Annotated in this window: 21 protein-coding genes, 1 tRNA gene and 1 pseudogene; 15 read left to right on the top strand and 8 right to left on the bottom strand. The window is 28.3% G+C overall.

Going from position 1 to position 20,840, the window contains the following annotated elements; all coding sequences use genetic code 11:
* Window positions 1–8 precede the first annotated feature (8 nt).
* From gltX to rplT, 5 genes and pseudogenes are all read left to right on the top strand, one after another.
* Window positions 9–1,481 carry a glutamate--tRNA ligase gene (gene gltX, locus ACTQYZ_RS06120; protein ID WP_441416219.1) on the top strand — a complete coding sequence of 491 codons (1,473 nt, stop codon included), beginning with the start codon at window positions 9–11 and terminating at the stop codon, window positions 1,479–1,481.
* A gap of 135 nt (window positions 1,482–1,616) precedes the next feature.
* Window positions 1,617–2,648, top strand: a pseudogene (locus tag ACTQYZ_RS06115) (threonine aldolase family protein); the annotation flags it as partial.
* Between the two features lie 913 nt (window positions 2,649–3,561).
* Window positions 3,562–4,080 carry a translation initiation factor IF-3 gene (infC, locus tag ACTQYZ_RS06110; protein WP_441022056.1) on the top strand — a complete coding sequence of 173 codons (519 nt, stop codon included), beginning with the start codon at window positions 3,562–3,564 and terminating at the stop codon, window positions 4,078–4,080.
* A gap of 21 nt (window positions 4,081–4,101) precedes the next feature.
* On the top strand, window positions 4,102–4,296 hold the full coding sequence (gene rpmI, locus ACTQYZ_RS06105; protein ID WP_138268370.1) for a 50S ribosomal protein L35: 195 nt from the start codon (window positions 4,102–4,104) through the stop codon (window positions 4,294–4,296).
* 17 nt (window positions 4,297–4,313) lie between these two features.
* On the top strand, window positions 4,314–4,667 hold the full coding sequence (gene rplT, locus ACTQYZ_RS06100) for a 50S ribosomal protein L20 (protein ID WP_138268369.1): 354 nt from the start codon (window positions 4,314–4,316) through the stop codon (window positions 4,665–4,667).
* Window positions 4,668–4,755: 88 nt separating this feature from the next.
* On the opposite strand, the gene ACTQYZ_RS06095 is transcribed toward rplT, so the two are convergent.
* Window positions 4,756–5,619 carry a DegV family protein gene (locus ACTQYZ_RS06095; RefSeq protein ID WP_441416218.1) on the bottom strand — a complete coding sequence of 288 codons (864 nt, stop codon included), beginning with the start codon at window positions 5,617–5,619 and terminating at the stop codon, window positions 4,756–4,758.
* A gap of 141 nt (window positions 5,620–5,760) precedes the next feature.
* Between ACTQYZ_RS06095 and ACTQYZ_RS06090 the strand changes: the two genes are divergently transcribed.
* The 3 genes from ACTQYZ_RS06090 to ACTQYZ_RS06080 all read left to right on the top strand — a co-directional run bounded on the left by ACTQYZ_RS06090 (window position 5,761) and on the right by ACTQYZ_RS06080 (window position 7,724).
* Window positions 5,761–6,291: a DUF1836 domain-containing protein gene (locus ACTQYZ_RS06090; RefSeq protein ID WP_441022010.1), complete on the top strand. Its 531-nt coding sequence runs from the start codon at window positions 5,761–5,763 to the stop codon at window positions 6,289–6,291.
* A gap of 194 nt (window positions 6,292–6,485) precedes the next feature.
* Complete coding sequence (locus tag ACTQYZ_RS06085; protein WP_441416217.1) at window positions 6,486–7,415, top strand: N-acetylmuramoyl-L-alanine amidase; 930 nt, start codon at window positions 6,486–6,488, stop codon at window positions 7,413–7,415.
* Window positions 7,416–7,427: 12 nt separating this feature from the next.
* Window positions 7,428–7,724 carry a phage holin gene (locus ACTQYZ_RS06080; RefSeq protein ID WP_441416216.1) on the top strand — a complete coding sequence of 99 codons (297 nt, stop codon included), beginning with the start codon at window positions 7,428–7,430 and terminating at the stop codon, window positions 7,722–7,724.
* A 65-nt stretch (window positions 7,725–7,789) separates the two neighbouring features.
* Here the strand turns inward: ACTQYZ_RS06080 and ACTQYZ_RS06075 are convergent, their stop codons facing one another.
* Window positions 7,790–8,431: a hypothetical protein gene (locus tag ACTQYZ_RS06075; protein ID WP_441416215.1), complete on the bottom strand. Its 642-nt coding sequence runs from the start codon at window positions 8,429–8,431 to the stop codon at window positions 7,790–7,792.
* Window positions 8,432–8,674: 243 nt separating this feature from the next.
* Window positions 8,675–8,760: transfer RNA gene (locus ACTQYZ_RS06070), tRNA-Leu, on the bottom strand.
* Between the two features lie 111 nt (window positions 8,761–8,871).
* On the opposite strand from ACTQYZ_RS06070, the gene ACTQYZ_RS06065 reads away from it, so the two are divergent.
* From ACTQYZ_RS06065 to ACTQYZ_RS06040, 6 genes are all read left to right on the top strand, one after another.
* Window positions 8,872–9,615, top strand: coding sequence for a murein hydrolase activator EnvC family protein (locus tag ACTQYZ_RS06065; RefSeq protein ID WP_329381492.1), 744 nt, complete (start codon window positions 8,872–8,874; stop codon window positions 9,613–9,615).
* A gap of 43 nt (window positions 9,616–9,658) precedes the next feature.
* Window positions 9,659–10,303 (top strand): site-2 protease family protein, encoded by a 645-nt coding sequence (locus tag ACTQYZ_RS06060; protein WP_441022006.1) that lies wholly within the window; start codon window positions 9,659–9,661, stop codon window positions 10,301–10,303.
* 67 nt (window positions 10,304–10,370) lie between these two features.
* Entirely contained in the window at window positions 10,371–11,375 is a 1,005-nt protein-coding gene (locus tag ACTQYZ_RS06055; protein WP_441022004.1) for a deoxyguanosinetriphosphate triphosphohydrolase, read from the top strand.
* Between the two features lie 8 nt (window positions 11,376–11,383).
* Window positions 11,384–13,201, top strand: coding sequence for a DNA primase (gene dnaG / locus ACTQYZ_RS06050; protein ID WP_441416214.1), 1,818 nt, complete (start codon window positions 11,384–11,386; stop codon window positions 13,199–13,201).
* Window positions 13,201–14,385, top strand: a complete 1,185-nt coding sequence (gene rpoD / locus ACTQYZ_RS06045; protein WP_329381482.1) for an RNA polymerase sigma factor RpoD — start codon at window positions 13,201–13,203, stop codon at window positions 14,383–14,385. Before dnaG ends, rpoD begins: the two co-directional genes overlap by 1 nt.
* A gap of 111 nt (window positions 14,386–14,496) precedes the next feature.
* Entirely contained in the window at window positions 14,497–15,543 is a 1,047-nt protein-coding gene (locus ACTQYZ_RS06040; protein ID WP_441416213.1) for an NADH:flavin oxidoreductase, read from the top strand.
* 22 nt (window positions 15,544–15,565) lie between these two features.
* Here the strand turns inward: ACTQYZ_RS06040 and ACTQYZ_RS06035 are convergent, their stop codons facing one another.
* Window positions 15,566–15,937 carry a hypothetical protein gene (locus tag ACTQYZ_RS06035; protein WP_138268316.1) on the bottom strand — a complete coding sequence of 124 codons (372 nt, stop codon included), beginning with the start codon at window positions 15,935–15,937 and terminating at the stop codon, window positions 15,566–15,568.
* Window positions 15,938–16,069: 132 nt separating this feature from the next.
* Between ACTQYZ_RS06035 and ACTQYZ_RS06030 the strand changes: the two genes are divergently transcribed.
* Window positions 16,070–17,422, top strand: a complete 1,353-nt coding sequence (locus ACTQYZ_RS06030) for an ATP-dependent metallopeptidase FtsH/Yme1/Tma family protein (protein WP_441021998.1) — start codon at window positions 16,070–16,072, stop codon at window positions 17,420–17,422.
* A gap of 25 nt (window positions 17,423–17,447) precedes the next feature.
* Here ACTQYZ_RS06030 and ehuA read toward each other — a convergent pair whose 3' ends face one another.
* From ehuA to ACTQYZ_RS06010, 4 genes are all read right to left on the bottom strand, one after another.
* A complete protein-coding gene (ehuA, locus tag ACTQYZ_RS06025; protein WP_425353934.1) occupies window positions 17,448–18,209 on the bottom strand; it encodes an ectoine/hydroxyectoine ABC transporter ATP-binding protein EhuA in 762 nt (253 codons plus the stop codon).
* Window positions 18,210–18,218: 9 nt separating this feature from the next.
* Window positions 18,219–18,872, bottom strand: coding sequence for an amino acid ABC transporter permease (locus ACTQYZ_RS06020; RefSeq protein ID WP_253230108.1), 654 nt, complete (start codon window positions 18,870–18,872; stop codon window positions 18,219–18,221).
* A 77-nt stretch (window positions 18,873–18,949) separates the two neighbouring features.
* Complete coding sequence (locus ACTQYZ_RS06015) at window positions 18,950–19,786, bottom strand: substrate-binding periplasmic protein (RefSeq protein ID WP_441021995.1); 837 nt, start codon at window positions 19,784–19,786, stop codon at window positions 18,950–18,952.
* Between the two features lie 190 nt (window positions 19,787–19,976).
* Window positions 19,977–20,819 carry a transporter substrate-binding domain-containing protein gene (locus ACTQYZ_RS06010; RefSeq protein ID WP_441416212.1) on the bottom strand — a complete coding sequence of 281 codons (843 nt, stop codon included), beginning with the start codon at window positions 20,817–20,819 and terminating at the stop codon, window positions 19,977–19,979.
* Window positions 20,820–20,840: the final 21 nt, after the last annotated feature.

Genomic DNA, 20,840 nt, shown 5'->3' with positions numbered 1-20,840 from the left:
AGTATTTTATGAATATCAGAACAAGATTTGCACCAAGTCCTACCGGATTTTTACACATTGGAGGACTTAGAACAGCACTTTATTGCTATTTATGGGCAAAACATAACGATGGTGATTATTTGCTTAGAATAGAAGATACAGATAGAACAAGATATGTTGAAGGTTCTGTTGAAAATTTAATTAATGCATTGGAATTTTGTGGAGTAAAACATGATGAAGGTCCAATGTTAAAAGATGGTAAGGTTGTTGAAGTAGGAGATAAGGGACCATATTTTCAATCAGACAGACTTGATATATACAAAAAATATATCAATAAACTTTTAGATGAAGGTAAAGCTTATTATTGTTTCTGTGACAAAGAAAGACTTGATAAATTAAGAGAAGAACAAGTAAAAAACAAGCAAACACCAAAATATGATGGTAAATGTAAAAATATACCTAGAGAAGAAGCTGAAAGAAGAATAAAAAACGGTGAAAGTTATGTTATAAGAATGGTTCTTCCTGAAAATGAAGATATTACTTTTTATGATGAAGTAAGGGGAGAGGTAACAATAAATACAAACGATGTTGACGAACAAGTTCTTATTAAAGCAGACGGATTCCCGACATATCATTTTGCGGTTGTAGTTGATGATCATTTAATGGATGTTAACTATGTAATAAGAGGGGAAGAATGGCTTGTTTCTACACCAAAACACATAATTTTATATAATTATCTTGGATGGGAAGCTCCAAAATTTGCTCATCTTCCAACAGTTTTAAACAAAAACAAGAAAAAATTAAGTAAAAGACATGATTCTGTTGCAGTTGAAGACTTTATACAAAAAGGGTATCTTCCTGAAGCATTGATAAATTATATTGCTCTTCTTGGATGGTCTGATCCTGAAGGAAAAGAAATTTTATCAATGGATGAATTAATAAGAGATTTTGATATTTCAAGAGTAACAAAAGCGGGTGCTGTTTTTGATACTGAAAAATTAAACTGGGTTAATGCTCATTACATCAAAGAAAAATCAAATGAAGAACTTATTGCTTTAATTAAACCATATTTACTAAAAGATAATTTAGTAAATGATGATGTTAGCGATGAAACAATGGAATATATTGTTGAAGCCATTAAAGATAAGCTAAATTATTTAGAAGAAAGTATAGAGCTTACAAAAGAATTATACTTAAAAGCAAATCTTGATGAACTTGATGATAAAGCAAAAGAAGTCATGGATATGGAAACAAATGAAACATTGTTTGAAAACTTGATTTCATTATTTGAGCAAGAAGAAAAACTTACACCTGAAATTATTTCAAATAGTTTAAAATCTATTCAAAAAGAATTTAAAATAAAAGGTAAAGCTTTATATATGCCTACAAGAATAGCAATAAGCGGAATAATGCATGGTGCAGATTTAACTTATATTCTAAGTATATTAGGTAAGGATGAAGTAATTCTAAGACTTAAAAATGCTTTAGATTTTATTAAATAAATTGAAAGAGGATATATTATATATATCCTCTTTTTTCGTTAAAAATAAGGTTTTTTTGTTATTTTACTTGTAAAAAGTTGAAAATTTTTATATCATATATTATGAGTTATTATAACGAAAGATTGAGGTTTTTTTATGTATAGTTTTACAAATGATTATAGTGAAGGTGCTCATAAAAATATTTTGGCGGCACTTATCAAAACTAATTTTGAACAAACAAGCGGATACGGTACCGATAAATACTGCGAAGAAGCAAGTGAAATAATAAAAAAATTAATTAACAGAGAAGACAGTAATGTTCATTTCTTAACAGGAGGAACAGTAACAAATACTGCTTTTATTTCTTCTGCTTTAAGACCTCATGAAGGAGTTATTGCAGCATCAACTGCTCATATTAATGTTCATGAATCTGGTGCAATAGAAGCAAGAGGTCATAAAATAATTGTAAAAGAAGAAAACAACGGTAAACTTTTGGCTTCAGATGTTGAAGAAGTTGCAAAAAAACATTTTGATGATGAAGAAAGAGAACACTGTGTTAAACCTAAAATGGTATATATTTCAAATCCAACAGAACTTGGAACTATTTATACCAAAGAAGAAATAAAGAAATTAAGAGAAGTTTGTGATAAGTACGGCTTATATTTATACTTAGACGGAGCAAGACTTGGTTCAGCTCTTACTTGTGTAGATAATGATGTAACTCTTGAAGATATAGCAAGTTTAACAGATGCATTCTATATTGGTGGTACAAAAATGGGAGCATTGTTTGGAGAAGCTCTTGTAATTAATAATGAAGAATTAAATGTTGATTTTAGATATCACTTAAAACAAAATGGTGGAATGATTGCAAAAGGAAGACTTCTTGGTGTTCAGTTTGTTGAACTATTTAAAGATGGATTATATTTTGAAATAGGTAAACATGAAAACAGACTTGCAAATAAATTAACACTTGGTATTGGTAATTTAGGTTATGGTTTTTATTCAATGTCTGCAACGAACCAAGTATTTCCTATTCTTCCAAATGATATTTTGAAAGTACTTTTAAAGAAATATTCATTTGAATTATGGGAAAAATTAAGTGAAGAAAAAAGTGTAATAAGACTTTGTACATCTTTTGCAACAACTGAAAAAGCAGTAGACGAATTCTTAAAAGATTTAGCTAAACTTACAATTGCAAAAGAAAAATTAATGAAAGAATTAAATGAACAACATGAAGATACAGGTATAGAAGAAACAGTAAATGTTACTGAAGATGTTCCTGTTGAAGAGGTTGAAGAAGTTGTAGAAGAAGATTTCCCTAATGATGAAGCTGAAGAAATAGAACCTGTAGCACAAGAAGTTGAAGAAATAATACCTGAAGAAGTTACAGATGAAGAGGAGATAGAAGAATTCCAAGAAGATGAAGTTGTTGAACCTGTTGAATTCGAAGAAGACGACTTCGTTGAAGATTCGAATATTATAGATGAACACAATGATGTTACTTCTGAAGAAGAAAATTTAACTGAGGAAAATTATTTTGAAGACAATTCAATTGATGAAAACTTATTTAGTGAACCAGCCAAAGAAGAAGTTGTTCAAAATAAATATGTAGAAGAAAATATTAAGGAAGAAGATATTGAACCTCAAAAGAGAGAAAGAGTTGAAAGTAAAAAATTAGATTTTGAAACTTTTGAGCCAATGGAAGAAAAAATTGAACCTGCAAAAACTCAAAGCAAAGATATTTTTGAAGATATTTTTTCTTCAGAAATAGATTATACAAATTTTGATGAAAAAGATTCAAAAGAAGATGATAAAGTAATCTTTAAAAAAGATAGTGACATAGACTTTTTCAGTGAATTTGAATTTGAAGATTAATTTTTAAGCATCTTGCATTGCAAGATGCTTTTATATAAAAAATATTAAATAATCATTGACAATAAAAGGGTTTAGTGATATACTTTTTTAGAAAACAAAGTAGAAGAATTGCTTCTCACCAAACAAACATGGATTTAGTTTGGTAAATATATACACATTTATTTAGTGATATATTTAGGTAGCAGTTCTTTGCTATCTATTTTTTTAATCATGGAGGTATGATTCAATTAAAGATTTTCAAATTAATGAACAAATTAGAGACAGAGAAGTAAGAGTTATCAGTGATGACGGCTCAATGCTTGGTATAATGTCTGCACAAGAAGCTTTAAAAGAAGCTGATAAGAGAAATCTTGATTTAGTTAAGGTTTCACCTGATGCAAAACCACCGGTTTGTAAAATTCTCAATTATGGTAAGTTCAAATATGAACAAAACAGAAGAGAAAAAGAAAACAAGAAAAACCAAAAAGTTGTTAACATTAAGGAAATCAGAACTTCTGTTAGAGTACAAGATCATGACTTAGAAGTAAAAGCTAAAAACTGCCGTAGATTCTTAAAAGCGGGAGATAAAGTAAAAGTTTCCGTAAGATTTAGAGGTAGAGAAATGGCTTATGTTGACAGAGGTAAAGAGGTACTGTTGAAATTTGCTTCTATGGTTAATGAGGTAGGAACAATTGAGAAACAACCTAAGTTAGAAGGTCGTAATTATACAATGACATTACAACCTGCTAAAGGTAAAGAAAAATAGTAGGAAAGGACGGATATTAATATGCCTAAAATGAAATCTCATAGAGGCGCTTCTAAAAGATTTAAAAGAAATAAATCTGGCGTTATCAAAAGAAAAAAAGCATTTAGAAATCACATTTTAAACAAAAAAACAACTAAGAGAAAAAGAAAATTAAGAAAGGGTGGCTACGTTTCTGCAGCTGACCAAAAAACAATCAGCTACATTATTGTTAAGTAGTTAAAAGGTAATAATATATGGCTAGAGTAAAAAGAAGTTTAAATAGTAAAAAGAAACATAAAAAAGTACTAAAACTTGCAAAAGGTTATTATGGTGCTAAATCTAAATTATACAGACCTGCAAACGAAGCTGTAATGAGAGCTTTAAGAAGTTCTTATGCAGGTAGAAAACAAAGAAAAAGAGATTTTAGAAAACTTTGGATTACAAGAATCAATGCAGCTACAAGAATGAATGATATGTCTTATTCAAGATTCATTAATGGTCTTAAAAAAGCTAATGTTGAAATCGACAGAAAAATGTTAGCTGACCTTGCTATGAATGATGAAGCTGCTTTTGCTAAATTAGTTGAAGTTGCTAAAAATGCATTATAAAATATAAGAACATAACTTATGTTATGTTCTTTTTTTATATAAAAATAAAAAGCCGTAAATTTAATTACAGCTTTTTATTCATTAGGTATTATTTTATTTTTTGCACTCCGACTCCAATAAGTCCAGGTCCCGTATGGACTGCAAGAGCAGGAGATATAGCCCCTACAAAAACGCTTTTTACATTTGGAAAATCATTTTTTATATTATCTTCAATTTCTTTTGCTTCTTCTTTTGACCATACATTTACAACGGCAATATTATATTCTTCGAATTGTTTAGCATATTTTTTAGCTTCGTTAATAGCCTTTTTAAGAGATTTTTTTCTTCCTCTGGCTTTTGATACTACATAATATATTCCGTCGCTATTACATGATATAACAGGCTTTAAATCAAGTGCTGTTCCTACAACTGAAGCAACAAGTCCTATTCTTCCGCCTTTTCTTAGGTATTCTAATGTTTTAACACAAAAATATACTTTTGTGTTGTTTATAACATCATCTAATTTTTCTTTTATTTCTTCAAAAGAATATCCTTGTTCAATAAGTTCACCTGCTCTTATTGCAGTGAATCCTGCTCCTATATCTATATTTTTAGTATCTACGAGCATTATATCTAGTTTATCTTCAAAGGATTCACTTGCTATTCTCATTGCATTATGAGTTCCGCTAAGACCGCTTGAAATTGTAACAACAATAACTTTTTTATATCCGTCCGTTAGTACCCTTTCAAAAGTTTCCATTATGTCATCAATTGAAGGAAGAGAAGTTGTAGGTACTTCTTCTTTTAATGTTTCGCATATTGTATTTATGTTTATGTCTACACCATCTCTATAACTTTGATTGTTATAATTTACAATTAAAGGTATAACATACATATTGTATTTTTCGATATATTTGGGAGGCACGTCTGTACCTGAATCGGTAATAATAGCGATTTTTTCTTTATTATCCATGATTATTTCCTTTTAATTTTTAAAAATATTTTATCTGTTATTTAATATTATATTATATAATATATGATACTTTGTCAAGGGCTTTCATGTACTATTGACAACATAAAATCATGATGATATACTTCTAAAAAGGAGAAAAATATGAATACATTTGAAGAATCTGTTTACACAAAAGACATTTTAGAATTTCATTTTCCAAGATATAAGGAACTTCCAAATATTAAATTATATATGGATCAAGTAATAAGCTTTACTGAAGATGTTTTGGAAGTATTTAAGATAAATGAAAAAGAAAAACTTATAACTTCATCTATGGTTAACAATTACGTAAAGCAAGGTTTGGTTTCTCCTCCTGTAAAGAAAAAGTATACTAAACATCATATTGCGTATATAATTGTAGTTTGTTCATTAAAACAAATTTTATCAATTTCTGAAATTTGTGATTTAATAAAAATACAAATAGATACATATCCGATAGAGGAAGCTTATGATTATTTTGCAAGTGAAATGGAAAAGGCTTTTAGAATTGCTTTTATCGGGGATGAAGATATAATAGAAAGTTCAAACAATACTTATGAAGCAAAAATTGTAAGACTTGCGACAAAGTCCCTTGCAAATAAAATTTATTTACAAAAATATTTACTATTTAAAGAAGATGAAGAGAAGCATTAAGCTTTTCTTTTTTATTTCCTAATATCATTTTATTTTTTCATAAATATTTTAATAACTTTATTACATATTCTTTTGTTCTAACACACGAATTTATTTAATTTAGAATATTTTAATATATGATGATAACTTTACTATATGAGTAAATGTATATATAAATATTATTGTTTATTCATGTATGTTTTAAGGAGGTTAATATGTTAAATGTTAAACAGGTTCAAACAAATTTAAAATATTATTATGGTTATTATAAAGGTAATATTGATGGAAAAATTAATAAAGAGACTATAGATGCAATAAAAATATTTCAAAAATTAAATGGACTTAATGTAGATGGAATATATGGTAAAAAAACAAATGATAAGTTGATAGAAAAAATAAAAGTTGTTCAAACACTTTTAAATAAAAAAGGTTTTAAGTTACTAGTAAATGGGATTATAGATAATAATACAATTCAGGCAATAAAAATTTTCCAAAAGAAAAATAAAATTAAAGTAGATGGTATTGTAGGTGAAAATACAATGAGAGCATTACAAGGTATTATTCTAAATAATGTTGGTAAGCCTGAACCTAATAATAAATATTCAAAGTATTTGATTTATATTAATCCTGGACATGGTGGCGTTGATTCCGGTGCAGTAAGAAAATCTGCCGGAAAAATTTTGGCTAAAGAATCAGATATGAACTTATCAGTATCAAAATATTTAATGGAATATTTGAAACAAATGGGATTTAAAACAGCAATTACAAGAACAGGAGACTATTATATGAGCCTTGCAGACAGAGCAAAAAAAGCAAATAATGCAAAAGCTGATTTATATGTATCTGTACATTTTAATGCCGGTGGTGGAGATGGTTTAGAATTAATAGTAAACCCTTCATCTGAAAAAGGATATAAACTTGCAACATATTTAAACAATTCAGTTGTAAAGGAGACAGTCCAGAATTTCAGAAGATATATTAAAAGAGATGATGCAGATGTTACTTATTCAAATATGCCTGCGGTAATTATTGAAGGCTGTTTTATGGATTCAGCTGATTTCTATTTGATAAACACAATAAGTAAAAGACAAAAGTTAGCTATGGTATATGCAAAGGGAATAAAATCTTATATAGATAGTTTATAGGAGGGAAAATAAATGAATATAATTATTTCAAAAATAAGAGAGAGAATGAATGTAACTGTTTTAATACAAACATTATTAGCTATTGTAATGCCTGTTGGTGTATATTATGGGATAACTGTAGATGATATTACTTCATGGTCTAAATTATTAAATATTTTTGTTCAAGCACTTTTAAATCCTGCTGTTATTATTGCAATATGTATTAGTCTTTGGCAAACTTTTAATAATCCAACCGTTTGTAAATTTTCCATACCTGAAAAAGTAGAAATTGAAAAAGACTTATATGACAATAAAAATATTGAAGATTAAAAAAAGGAGTGTATGCTCCTTTTCTTTTGAAACGATTTTATATAAAATATTTTATTTCATGTTATTTAATAATGAAATGATTGTATTACATTTTCTATTAATGTAAAATCGTCACTAATTGGTTGGCTATAAATAATGTAATCTACTATTTCTTCATTACTAAAAACATATAATCTACAATGCATAGTTTTTCCTTTGTTTACACCGCCCATATCATATGTATATTCTATCATTCTACCTTTTACTTCATTAATTGTTATATATTCTTTATTTATTATTTTAAAATCAGTATTATTTTTTTCATTATCCAAATATAATTGAGCATATTCATCTAAAGATGTAGTATTAAAAGTATTGTAGTATTCGCCCATATTATTTTCAAATATCATAATATCAAAAAAATCTGTATTAGGATCTGTTGATTCAAAATTAGAAAAATGTGAGCCACTATCAAAATTTTGTTTACATTCTTTCCATTTTTGTGGAATACACATATAAGCATTTTCTGTTACTTGTATTTCTTCTCCGATACTATTATTATCCCCACCAGTGCATAATGATAGACAAAATAGAGCAAAAAGAGATGCAATTACTATTAGTATTATTTTTATTCCTTTATTTTTCTTTTTAACGGGTATACCATACTTAGCTTGTTCTAATTGAATTTCCTGTTTTAATCTTTTTTCTTCTTTTTTTGACATTTTCATAATCATTTCCTCTTTATTATATTATTGTATTAGAATATTTTGTGAAATAAAAAGTTTTATATTATTTCCATTTTATAGTAAATATTATATCATAAAAATATATTAATTTTAATAAAAATTATAAGAATAAAAAAAGACGGTATTTCCGTCTTTTGAAATTTATTTACTCGAATTATTCATCTTCTAAAATCCTTTAATATAGCATGTCTGCGTGGCTTTTATATTTGTAATAATTTAAAAATCTGGTGCGAGTGATGGGACTTGAACCCATACGTCCGTGGGACACACGGCCCTCAACCGTGCCTGTCTGCCTATTCCAGCACACTCGCATTATTCTTATACATTATATACAAATCTTTTTTTCTTTTCAAGTTAAATATTATGAATAATTTTTACTTTGATTAATATACTTAAGTGAGATAAATATAAGAGGTGTTATTATGTATAGTAAATATAGCAGAAATTCAAAAACAAATAAGAAAAGAAAAAATTATTATAATTATAATCAAAGTCGATATAACAGCAAAAAGAATACAAAAGTTAAAAAAGACAGGTTTTTAAATATAATGATATTTTTAGTTATTATTGCTATTTCTTATGTTTCAATGGACATGTTTGATGTAAAATTACCGTCTTCTTTAACTTCAAAGATTTCAGAAGTCTTTAACAGCGAATTTTTGTCTTTTGGTGAAACGAAAGATAAAGTTGTTTCTTTTGTAAATAATACGGCAAGTGTTTTTAATGGAGAAAAGAGCAGTGTTAATAGCTCATCAAATGCTTTAAAATTGGAAATGCCTGTAAACGGAGAAGTTATAACAACTTTTGAAGATACAACTCACCCTGTTTTTAATACAACAGTAAAACCAAGGGGAATTGAAATTCAAACAAGTAAGAGCGAGGAGGTTTTTGCAAGTATAGGGGGAGTAGTTTCAAATATTGTATCTAGTTCTTACGGTGGCAGCAGGGTTGTATTTGATGTTGGAAATGATACTACGGTCGTATATGACGGTGTAAAAAGTACCTTTGTAAAAGTAGGCGATAATGTAAAAACCGGAGATTTGATAGGCTCTATGGGTAGTGAAGAAAGTGGCGACGTATTAGGTTTTGAAGTGTGGGTTGATAATACTGCTGTTGATCCAATTTCTTATATGGATATAGATGATAATAAGGAAAATGAAAAATAATTTTTGAAAAAGGAGTATTATGTTTGATAAGTTTAAGCCTTTTTTGAGTAAATTTACACTAACTTCTCTTAGTTTATTTGCTCTTTTAATTATTTATTCTCAAAGTGGATTTGTAAATTTTTTGATTTTTTTATTTACTATTTTAATTCATGAGGCATCGCATCTTATTTGTGCAAAGGTATTTGATGTTAAGATAAATAACATAAAATTTTTACCTTTTGGTGCAAAAATTTCATATAGTTGTGATGCCTTAAGTGCAGATAAAGCGCTTTGCCTTTATTTATCCGGTCCAATGTCAAATTTTATTTTTGCAGGTATAATTGTCTTTTCATCTTATTATTTGTATATACCTTCTTATGATTTTTTTATTTTCTATAATATTCTTATAGGTTCCATAAATTTAATTCCTACAATACCTTTGGATGCTTCAAAGTGTCTTTTTACGCTTTTGAATTTAAAATTAAATAAGCTAGATTCATTTAAGTATATAAAGCTGATAAGTATAATAATCGATATGGGTATTCTAATGCTTGGAATTTATGTATTACTTCTTGGAAGTAAAAATGTTTTGCTGATTTTTTTATCTGTTTTTCTTTTGAACAATATAAAGAGTGAAAAAGAAAAAAATTATTTTTCATATATAAACGAAAATAAGAATAAAATATTAAATAATGGTGATTTAAAATAATTATCAATACTAAAAAATAAAACATATGTGCTATAATATAAAGTAGTTTGTTTTATTAGGAGAAATAATGAATATAAGGAAACAAAAAGAACAAGAAGAATTAAAAAGATTAAGTAAATATGCTTTTAAAGTTGTAAATACAAAAGGAAGAAAAAAAGAAATAACACCATGTGAGATAAGGACAGATTTTGAAAGAGATAGAGACAGAATAATTCATTCAAAATCTTTTAGAAGGTTAAAGCATAAAACTCAGGTGTTTATTTCACCTGAAACCGATCATAACAGAACAAGGCTAACTCATACTCTTGAGGTATCTCAAATATCAAGAAGTATTGCAAGAGCTCTTTGTTTAAATGAAGATTTAACTGAAGCAATTGCACTTGGTCATGATTTGGGACATACTCCTTTTGGTCATAGCGGGGAACAGATTTTAAATGAGATTTGTCCATTTGAATTTAAACATAATTTACAAAGTGTAAGAGTAGTTGAAGAAATTGAATCAGAAGGTAAAGGTCTTAATCTTACTTATGAAGTTATTGATGGAATAAAAAATCATTGTCACGGGTTCAAGCCTAGTACATTAGAAGGTGAAATAGTTTTCTTTTCCGATAAAATTGCATATATCAATCATGATATTGATGATGCAATCCGTTTTGGTGTCTTAAACCCTTCAGATATTCCAAAAGAATATACTGATATTTTGGGAGAAACAAACTCCAAAAGAATAAACACAATGATTTTAGATATTATTAACAACAGCTATGATAAAAATAAAATAAAAATGAGCGATGAGATATTTGAAGCAACCATGGGACTTAGAAGTTTCTTGTTTAAAAATGTATATCATTCTAAAAGAGCTATGGAAGAGAGTGATAAAGGCAAGACCATAGTAAAAAGACTTTATGAATATTTTATGAAGCATCCTGATAAAATGTTAGAAGAATTTTATGTAAGAGTTAATTGTGATAATTTAGATAGAGTTGTTTGTGATTATGTAGCTTGTATGTCTGATATATATGCAATTAATATGTATAAAGAGTTATTTATTCCAAATGCTTATTGGGGAATGTAAGGAGTTTTATGAAAGGATATTTTAAAAAAGATTTTATTAGAAGATTAGTTGATGATGCAGATATTGTAGGTATAATAAATCAATATGTTCCTCTTACCAGAAGCGGAAACAGATATAAGGCAAGGTGTCCATTCCATACGGAAAAGACTCCTTCTTTTATAGTTACTCCTGATATGAATAGATATCACTGCTTTGGGTGTGGTGCAAACGGAGATGTACTGGATTTCTTGATGGAAATTAATAAACTGGATTTCTCTTCTGCAGTTGAAATGTTAGCCGATTTGGAAGGTGTAAATGTTCAATATGAAGAAAACGGCAATTATACAAGAAGCAGTGAAAATTCCATAAGCTATAATCAAAAACAGGAACTTTATAATTGTATAAAAGATACTGCAAATTATTTTTATAAAAATTTAATTCATAATAAGGTTACATTAAATTATTTATTAAATAGAGGGCTTAGTAAAGAGACCATAAAAAAATTTGGACTTGGATATTCTTTAAATAGTTTTGATGGGTTATATAATTATTTGGTAAAAGAAAAAAAATATTCTGTTAATGTTCTAATAAAAGCTGGGCTTGTAAAAACTAAAGAAGATGGGGGAGTTTATGATTATTTTAGAGATAGAATAATGTTTCCTATTCAAGATGTAAATGGAAAACTTATAGCTTTTGGGGGAAGAATATATAAAGATGTAAAAAATGCTCCCAAATACTTAAATTCACCTGAAACCATTGTATTTAAGAAGAATTCCACATTGTATAATTTGAATAATGCAAGAAAAGAACTTCCTCAAAAACCTCTTATTTTGGTAGAGGGGTATATGGATGTTATTTCTCTTGTAAATAATGGAATAAACAATGCTGTAGCCACACTTGGAACAGCGTTTAATATAAATCATGCAAAGTTAATAAATAGATATACAAAAAATGTTGTTGTTATGTACGATTCTGATACGGCAGGGTTAAATGCAACAATTAAAGCTTGTGAAATACTTGAAAGTGCAAATATTTATCCTAAGGTTGTAAGACTTCCTGAGGGTGATGATCCTGATAGTTATATTCTAAATAATAGCATAGAGAAGTTTAATAATTTGGTGGAAAATGGAATTGACAGTATTGAATTTAGAATAAAATTATTAGAAAAAAATCATAACTTACTTGATAATTGGGAAAAGGTTGATTTTATAAAGAAAGCATGTGTTGTTATAGGTAAAGTTGATGATAATGTAAGAAAAGAATTTTATATAAAATATTTACATCATAAAACAGGAGCTGAAATTTCAACGATTGAAAATGAGGTAAATACAAATAGTTTTATAACACCTAATCATTTAATTGGAAAAAACAAAAATGAAACTGCAAACAAAAAAAGCCAAATAATGAAAAAGATTATAAATGCACAAGAAATTATTTTAAGATATATGGTAGAAAATGCTTTAAATATTGATAAAATAAAAGATATTAATATTGATGAAAATGTATTTGTGGGAGATGATTATAAAAAAATATATGAAAAAATTGTTTTTTGTATAAATAATGAAAAAAAGGTTGACTTTATAGAGTTGTTTGATTATAATGATAAATTGGCTACAACCATGTCAAGAATCGTGTCTTTAGATCAAAATATAACTTGGGATGATGTAATAAAAGCGAGACAAACACTCATAATAAACAATATTAACAGAAAAATTATGAATGTTAAAAATGCAATTAAAGATATTCAGGATTCTGAAGATAAAGAAATGTTAGATGTTTTGATAGCCGAATTTTATAAATTAAAATCTGATCTTTTAAAAGCAAAAAATGGAGGTACTCTAATATAATGAGTCAAGAAAATACAAGTAATGTTACTATTGAAGTAGTAGGTAAAAATTCAAAAAAGAAGACATCTAAAAAAGACGCAGTTAGAAAAGAGGTTAAGAAGTTAAAAACCATTGATGATATAAAAGAATGGGCAAAAAAAGAAAGTGTAGTAAATCAAAGTGAAATGAATCAACATTTTACTGATTTAAATCTAAATAATGATGAAATAGATCAAATTCTAGAATTTTTCTTTAAAGAAGGAATTGTTCTTCAAGATGATGATATCGATAAAGATGTTGATGAACTTTTGGATGATGATTTAAAAGATGATGATATAGATATAAAAAAGGCAGATCTAAAAGGTTATGAACCTTCTGTACATATAAATGACCCTGTTAGAATGTATCTAAAAGAAATCGGTAAAGTTGACTTATTACATGCCGAAGAAGAAATGGAACTTGCAAAAAGAATAGAAAATGGTGATGTTGAAGCAAGAAAAAAATTATGTGAAGCCAACTTAAGACTTGTTGTAAGTATTGCAAAAAGATATGTTAACAGAGGTATGTCTTTCCTTGATTTAATTCAAGAAGGTAATTTAGGGCTTTTAAAAGCTGTTGAAAAATTTGATTATACAAAAGGATTTAAATTCTCTACATATGCCACATGGTGGATTAGACAAGCAATAACAAGAGCCATTGCAGACCAAGCTAGAACAATCAGAATACCTGTTCATATGGTTGAAACTATAAATAAATTAAAAAGAGTTCAAAGAATGCTAATTCAAGATTTAGGAAGAGATCCAAATGCTGCAGAAATAGCTAAAGAAATGGGGCTACCGGAAGAAAAAGTCAGAGATATTATGAAAATATCACAAGATCCGGTATCTTTAGAAACACCTATAGGTGAAGAAGAAGATTCTCATTTAGGTGATTTTATTCCTGATGATGATGCAGTTGCTCCTGAAGAAGCTGCAAGTTATATGCTTCTTAGATCTCAACTTTTTGAAGTATTAAAAACTTTAACAGATAGAGAAGCAAAAGTTCTTATTTTAAGATTTGGTTTAGAAGATGGAAGACCAAGAACTCTTGAAGAAGTAGGGGATATATTCTGTGTAACAAGAGAAAGAATAAGACAAATTGAAGCAAAAGCTCTTAGAAAATTAAGACACCCAACCAGAAGTAAAAAATTAAGAGATTTCTTATAGAAAAAAGCCATTTTAAATGGCTTTTTTTATTTTGATTTACTACATTTGATTTAATAATTAAAAAATATTATATGTATAGTGGTATAATGATATAAATTGGAGGTGTACAGTATGTTATTTGATAGTTATTCGCTAAAAGGTAATCTAATAAAAAATAGAGTTGTTATGCCACCTATGGTTACTTTTTCTTTGGTTAGGGAAGATGGTTTTATAGATGAAAAACATATAAGTTATTATGAAAAAAGAGCAAAGAAAGAAGTAGGCACAATCATTGTTGAAGCAAGCGGCGTAGATGGGAGTCAAAAAGCTTGGAATCAAATAGGTGTTTGGGATGATAAGTTTATAGATGATCTTTCTAAACTTGCATCAGCCATAAATTCTAATGGAGCTTTCAGTGTTATACAGCTTCATAATGCAGGACTAAAAGCAAAGTTAAGTGAATGTCCTTATGGTCCCAGTGTTATTGATGGTTTTGGAAGAGAAATGACAAAAGAAGATATTGAAAAATCAATTGATGATTTTAAAAATGCTGCTTTAAGAGCAAAAAAAGCAGGTTTTAAAGCTGTTGAAATTCATGGAGCTCACGGATATTTACTTTGTGAATTTACTTTAAAAAAATATAATAAACGAAATGATGAATATGGGTTTGATAATATAGTAGATAGATATAGATTTCCTTTAGAAGTTGTAAGAGCCGTAAGAGAAGCTGTAGGAGAGGATTATCCTATTTATTACAGACTTGGAGTTAATATGGATGATATAGAAGATGTAAAAAAGGGTGCTAAAATGCTTGAGATGGCAGGAGTAGACGTTCTTGATATTTCTTCTGCTTTTGATGCTTCAACATCTTTGGAGGATAAAGAACATGAATTTAATGAGGTTGTTACAAGTGCAAAGATAATAAAGGGAAATGTAAATATACCTGTAATAGCTGTTAATAGAATATCAACACCTGACAGGGCAGAAAAACTTTTAAAAGAAGGATATTGTGATTTTACAGCAATAGGAAGAGAATTGTTATCTGATTATAGGTGGGCATATAAAGCAAAAAATAACATTCCTATAAATTATTGCTATCACTGTAAACCTAAATGTAAACTTAATGGTGGAGATAATAAATGTCCCAATTTAATAAAAAACAATGAAACACTATATTAAAAAAGACGCTTATGCGTCTTTTTTATTCGTCTTCTTCTTCGATATCAACGTTGATTTCATGAATGATATCTTCTTTTTCTTCTTCTGAAATATCAGCATCTTCACCTAATTTGATTGCAATAATTTGATCAAATAATGCATTTATTTCTTCACATAATTCGTCTGCAACATGGTCATACGTTCCTTCTTCTTCATATGCTGCATAAATTAATTTACCAATTTCTCTGTATTTTCTTGAAATTTGATAATCAAGTTTTTCTGCTTTAATTGTTTTTTTAGCAGATTCTGCAAAGTTTTTTGATGCTTCTATTACTTCAGATGAAATTTGTTTTGTTTTTTCTGTTGCTTCTCCGATAAATTCACTGGCTTTGTTAATTAATTCGTCTTTGTTCATTTTGTAACCTCCTGTATTTCCATCATTATAACATATTTTATAAATAAAAAATATTTTTATTTTTAGTATTTGTATAAATTTTCAAATTAAAAGCAATAATATCAATTGCATAAACAAATTGGGAGATAGATAATGAGACATTCGTATATTAATTTTTTTAATAATAAAGTAGAAGAATCGGGCGTAATAAAATCTGATATAGATTTTTCATCGGTTGCCGGACTTGATGAGATTAAAGAAGAATTATTGGAAATAAGTGACTTTTTGGATAAACCTCAAAAATATAAAAATTTTGGTGCAAAAATTCCAAGTGGAGTTTTACTGTATGGTCCTCCCGGAACAGGAAAAACCTTAATAGCAAAGGCCTTAGCCGGGCAATGTAAGGCAACATTTATTTATGCTTCAGGAAGTGAATTTATAGAAAAATTTGTAGGAATTGGTGCAAGTAGAATAAGGGCTTTGTTTGAAAAAGCAAGAAAAAAAGCTCCCGCAATTATTTTTATAGATGAGCTTGATGCAATAGGAGTTAGTAGGAACACTGATAATAATTCTGAAAGAGATCAAACTTTAAATCAGTTTTTAATTGAATTAGACGGATTTAGTGATAACAGCGGTGTTGTGGTTATGGGAGCAACAAACAGAATAGATATGCTTGATAAGGCTTTGCTTAGACCGGGAAGGTTTGATAGACATATTTTTGTAGGAAATCCTTCTGCTATTACAAGAAGAGAAATTTTAAAATACCATATTAAAAATAAACCTATTGCAAAGAATTTTAAAATCGACAGTGTTGTTGAAAAGACAAACGGTTTAAGTGGTGCTCATCTTGCTAATATCGTTAACGAATCTGCACTTCTAGCAATTAGAAAAGGAAAGAAGACCATAAATAATGAAGATTTTGATAGGGCAATAATAAAAACAACTGCAGGACTAAAAAATAAAAGTATGGTTTTAAGCAATAAAGAAAAAAGGATAGTTGCTTTTCATGAGGCAGGGCATACGCTTATAAGTTTTTTGTTAAATGGAATTTTACCGGATAAAGTAACAATCGTTCCTTATGGAGTTTCTCTTGGATTTGTTTTATCTTCTTTTGGAGAGGATAAAATGATATTGACAAAAAATGAGTTGGAAGATAAAATATGTATTTTACTTGCAGGAAGAGCAAGTGAAGAAATAATATTTGGTGAAATAAGTACAGGAGCACAAAATGATATTTTAAAGGCAAATGAACTTGCTTATTCTATGGTATGTGATTATGGAATGAGTAAATACAAAAATAAGATTTTTCCAGGGGACAAAAATAACTTTTTAAAAGAAGATATAGAACACGAAATAAGTAATATATTAGATAATGCATATGAGAAGGCTATAGGTTTATTAAACGAAAATAGTAATGTTTTAAATTTAATAGCTAAAACTTTATATAAAAAAGAGGATTTGAATGCTTCAGATCTTGAAAAAATCTTTCACATGGCTCTTATATAAAAAAAAGACTGTATTAACAGTCTTTTTATAATACTTTCTTTAAGAATTTTTTTGTTCTGTCATGTTGAGGATTGTTAATAATTTCTTTTGCACTTCCTTGTTCAACAATTACACCGTCAGCCATAAACACTACTCTATCAGCAACTTCTCTTGCAAATCCCATTTCATGAGTTACAACAATCATTGTAATATTATGTTTTTTTGCAAGATTTTTCATTACTTCTAATACTTCTCCAACAAGTTCAGGGTCTAATGCTGATGTCGCTTCGTCAAAAAGCATAATTTCTGGTTCCATTGCAAGAGCTCTGGCTATGGCAACCCTTTGTTGTTGTCCTCCTGATAATCTGCTTGGATATTCATCTGCTTTATCTTTAAGACCTACCATATCAAGTAATTCAAGAGCTTTATCTTTAATAGCATCTTTATCTACTTTTTTTACTACCATTGGTGCTAATGTTACATTTTCAAGGGCAGTTTTATGAGGGAAAAGATTAAATCTTTGAAAAACCATACCAACTTTTGTACGTAGTTTTACAAGTTTGTCTTTGTCTGTTTTTATTAAACTTTTATTATCTTTTCTATCAAATATTAGTTCATCATCTATATATATTTTTCCTGAAGTCATTTTTTCAAGGTGGTTTAAACATCTTAAAAATGTACTCTTACCTGAACCGGAAGGTCCTATTATACATACTACTTCACCTTTTTCAACTTCAAGGTTAATATCTTTTAATACACTTAATGTTCCAAAATCTTTTTTTAAATTTTCTACTTTTAAAGTACTCATTATAACCTCCTATAGGTATTTGCTTGATTTCTTTTCAAGATGTCTAAAGAATAAGATACATACTGATGTTAATACTAAATATATACCGCCGGCTACAAAGTAATAACTCCAATCACCACTTGCGGCAAATTGTTTTGATACCCTCATTAAATCAGCCATACCTATTGTAGATACAAGGGAAGTATCTTTTAAAATCATGATAAACTCATTTGCAAAAGGTGGGATAACTCTTGCGTATGTTTGTGGAATAATTACTTTAAACATAGCTTGTGAATATGTCATTCCAAGAGCTTTTGCTGCTTCAAGTTGACCTTTATCAATTGATTGGATACCTGCTCTGAAAATTTCTGCGGTATAAGCTGCTGTATTTAATGTAAGTGATATTATAGCAGCAGTAAAAGGTTCGAAATTTAAAGGTTCTCCAGTTACTTCTTTAAACATTAATGGAATTGCAAAATATACAACCATAATTTGAAGTAGCAAAGGGGTTCCTCTGAATACCCATGTATATAACCATGCTATACCTTTTAAAATTTTATTTTTTCCTATGCTCATAAAAGCTAAGATTAAAGCAAGTATCATTCCAAGAATTATACTTATTATTGTAAGCTCTATTGTTGATATTGTACCTTCAACCAGCTTTTCGATTTGTATACTAGTCATATTTAATCTCCTAAATTTTTATTTATAAAATGAAGAAAACCTATATACAATATAGGCTTTCTTTTTATGCTGACATATTATTCGTCGTAACCTTTTATTGTTGTATCTATATTACTTGTTAAATCTTTACCGAATATATCTTTTGATATATTTGCTAACGTTCCGTCATTTTTAAATTCTTCGATAATTTTATTTACTTCATCTATTAAAGGTTGATTTGATTTCTTTGCAGCAACAGCAATTGGTTCGTTTGTCAATTTATCACATGTTTTTATAAATTTATCAGGGTTATTATGTACATAATATTCTCCAACAACCAAGTCTGTAACAACACAATCAACACTTCCGCCTTCAAGAGCAACAAATGCTTCTGTCATTCCGTCAAATTGACGTAAATCAAATTCACTACCTTGAGATAAATAGTATTGGCAAGTATCATCTGAAGTTGTGCTTACTTGTACTGCAACTTTTTTGCCGTTTAATTCATCAATTGATTTGATTTGTGTACCATTTTTTGAAGAGATGATAACTTGTTGATTTGCAAGGTATGCATCTGAAAGAGCAAGCTGTTCTTGTCTGTCCTTGTTAATTCCAACAGAAGAAATTACAAGGTCATATTTGTCTGAATCAAGTCCTGCAAATATTCCATCCCAAGCTACATTTACAAACTCAACTTTTCTTCCCATTTTTTCAGCGATTGCTTTTGCAAATTCAATATCAAATCCTACTGTTTTACCACTATCATCAACATATTCCATTGGGGGGTAAGTATTGTCTATTCCAACAACCAAAGTACCTTCTTTTACAAATTGTGGAGTTGTTGAAACTTCTTCACTTGAACCACATCCTGTAAGTAAACAAGTAGTTAATATTGATGTAATGATCAAAGCAGTAATTTTTTTTGCTTTTTTCATTTTTTTCCTCCGTTCCAAATAACAAAAATACTTTATAAATATACTATATATAATTAAAAAATGCAATAGGTTTAATTAATTTTTATAAACAAATATGCATATTTATACTTTTTTTGTGATTATAAAAAAGTATAAAAAAATAAAAAAGCCCGTATCAGGCTTTTTTATTTTTATAAAATTAAATTATTTATTATTCATCATAATTTTTTAAATTTGAGTCAATGTTTTTAGTTAAGTCTTCACCAAATAACTCTTTTGAAATTTCAGCAGTTTTTCCGCTTTCAATTAAAGATTTTAAAGATGTATTTACTGCATTAATAACAGCTGTATTACCTTTTTTAGCAGCAATTGCGATAGGTTCGTTTGTTAAGTTATCGCAAGATTTTACATAATCATTAGGATTGTTATTTACATAATAGTCCCCAACAACTAAGTCTGTAACTACACAATCAACGCTTCCGCTTTTTAGTGCAAGGAATGCTGCTGTCATATCGTCAAATTGTTGTAATTCAAATTCCATGCCTTTATCGTTTTGATAATATTGACAAGCTTCGTCTGCAGTTGTTCCAACTTGAACGGCAACTTTTTTACCTGTTAATTGATCTACAGATGTAATTTGTTTTCCGTCTTTTGCTGAAATAATTACTTGTTGGTTTGCTAAATATGTATCAGAAAGTTCTAAAGTTTCTTGTCTTTCTTCTGTAACACTTATTGCAGAAATTACAATATCATATTTATCTGCATCAAGACCAGCAAAAATTGCATCAAATCCAACTTGAACAAATTCAACTTCTAATCCCATATCAGCTGCGATTGCTTTTGCAAGTTCGATATCAAATCCTGTAAGTTCTCCAGTTTCTTCATCAATATATTCCATTGGTGGATATGTAGCTTCAAGTCCAACTGTTAAAGTTCCATCTTTAACAAGTTTCATTTCTCCGTTATCTGCTGTTTCTTTACTTCCACATCCTGTAAACATTGCAAGACTCATTATTGCAACTGTTGATAATGCAATTATTTTTTTCAATTTCATAATAAAAATAATCCTCCTCTA

Origin of the sequence: Anaerofustis sp. LCP19S3_F7, assembly GCF_052119445.1 — a bacterium.
Taxonomy (GTDB): domain Bacteria; phylum Bacillota; class Clostridia; order Eubacteriales; family Anaerofustaceae; genus Anaerofustis; species Anaerofustis butyriciformans.
Note: the sequence above shows the minus strand (reverse complement) of the source record. Positions and strands in the feature narration are given on the sequence as shown.

Excerpts from the sequence above, each read along its gene's own strand:
- gltX (WP_441416219.1), top strand. The coding sequence starts at position 9 with ATGAATATCAGAACAAGATTTGCACCAAGTCCTACCGGATTTTTACAC.
- rpmI (WP_138268370.1), top strand. The coding sequence starts at position 4,102 with ATGCCTAAAATGAAATCTCATAGAGGCGCTTCTAAAAGATTTAAAAGA.
- rplT (WP_138268369.1), top strand. The coding sequence starts at position 4,314 with ATGGCTAGAGTAAAAAGAAGTTTAAATAGTAAAAAGAAACATAAAAAA.
- ACTQYZ_RS06095 (WP_441416218.1), bottom strand. The coding sequence starts at position 5,619 with ATGGATAATAAAGAAAAAATCGCTATTATTACCGATTCAGGTACAGAC.
- ACTQYZ_RS06090 (WP_441022010.1), top strand. The coding sequence starts at position 5,761 with ATGAATACATTTGAAGAATCTGTTTACACAAAAGACATTTTAGAATTT.
- ACTQYZ_RS06085 (WP_441416217.1), top strand. The coding sequence starts at position 6,486 with ATGTTAAATGTTAAACAGGTTCAAACAAATTTAAAATATTATTATGGT.
- ACTQYZ_RS06080 (WP_441416216.1), top strand. The coding sequence starts at position 7,428 with ATGAATATAATTATTTCAAAAATAAGAGAGAGAATGAATGTAACTGTT.
- ACTQYZ_RS06075 (WP_441416215.1), bottom strand. The coding sequence starts at position 8,431 with ATGAAAATGTCAAAAAAAGAAGAAAAAAGATTAAAACAGGAAATTCAA.
- ACTQYZ_RS06065 (WP_329381492.1), top strand. The coding sequence starts at position 8,872 with ATGTATAGTAAATATAGCAGAAATTCAAAAACAAATAAGAAAAGAAAA.
- ACTQYZ_RS06055 (WP_441022004.1), top strand. The coding sequence starts at position 10,371 with ATGAATATAAGGAAACAAAAAGAACAAGAAGAATTAAAAAGATTAAGT.
- dnaG (WP_441416214.1), top strand. The coding sequence starts at position 11,384 with ATGAAAGGATATTTTAAAAAAGATTTTATTAGAAGATTAGTTGATGAT.
- rpoD (WP_329381482.1), top strand. The coding sequence starts at position 13,201 with ATGAGTCAAGAAAATACAAGTAATGTTACTATTGAAGTAGTAGGTAAA.
- ACTQYZ_RS06040 (WP_441416213.1), top strand. The coding sequence starts at position 14,497 with ATGTTATTTGATAGTTATTCGCTAAAAGGTAATCTAATAAAAAATAGA.
- ACTQYZ_RS06035 (WP_138268316.1), bottom strand. The coding sequence starts at position 15,937 with ATGAACAAAGACGAATTAATTAACAAAGCCAGTGAATTTATCGGAGAA.
- ACTQYZ_RS06030 (WP_441021998.1), top strand. The coding sequence starts at position 16,070 with ATGAGACATTCGTATATTAATTTTTTTAATAATAAAGTAGAAGAATCG.
- ehuA (WP_425353934.1), bottom strand. The coding sequence starts at position 18,209 with ATGAGTACTTTAAAAGTAGAAAATTTAAAAAAAGATTTTGGAACATTA.
- ACTQYZ_RS06020 (WP_253230108.1), bottom strand. The coding sequence starts at position 18,872 with ATGACTAGTATACAAATCGAAAAGCTGGTTGAAGGTACAATATCAACA.
- ACTQYZ_RS06015 (WP_441021995.1), bottom strand. The coding sequence starts at position 19,786 with ATGAAAAAAGCAAAAAAAATTACTGCTTTGATCATTACATCAATATTA.
- ACTQYZ_RS06010 (WP_441416212.1), bottom strand. The coding sequence starts at position 20,819 with ATGAAATTGAAAAAAATAATTGCATTATCAACAGTTGCAATAATGAGT.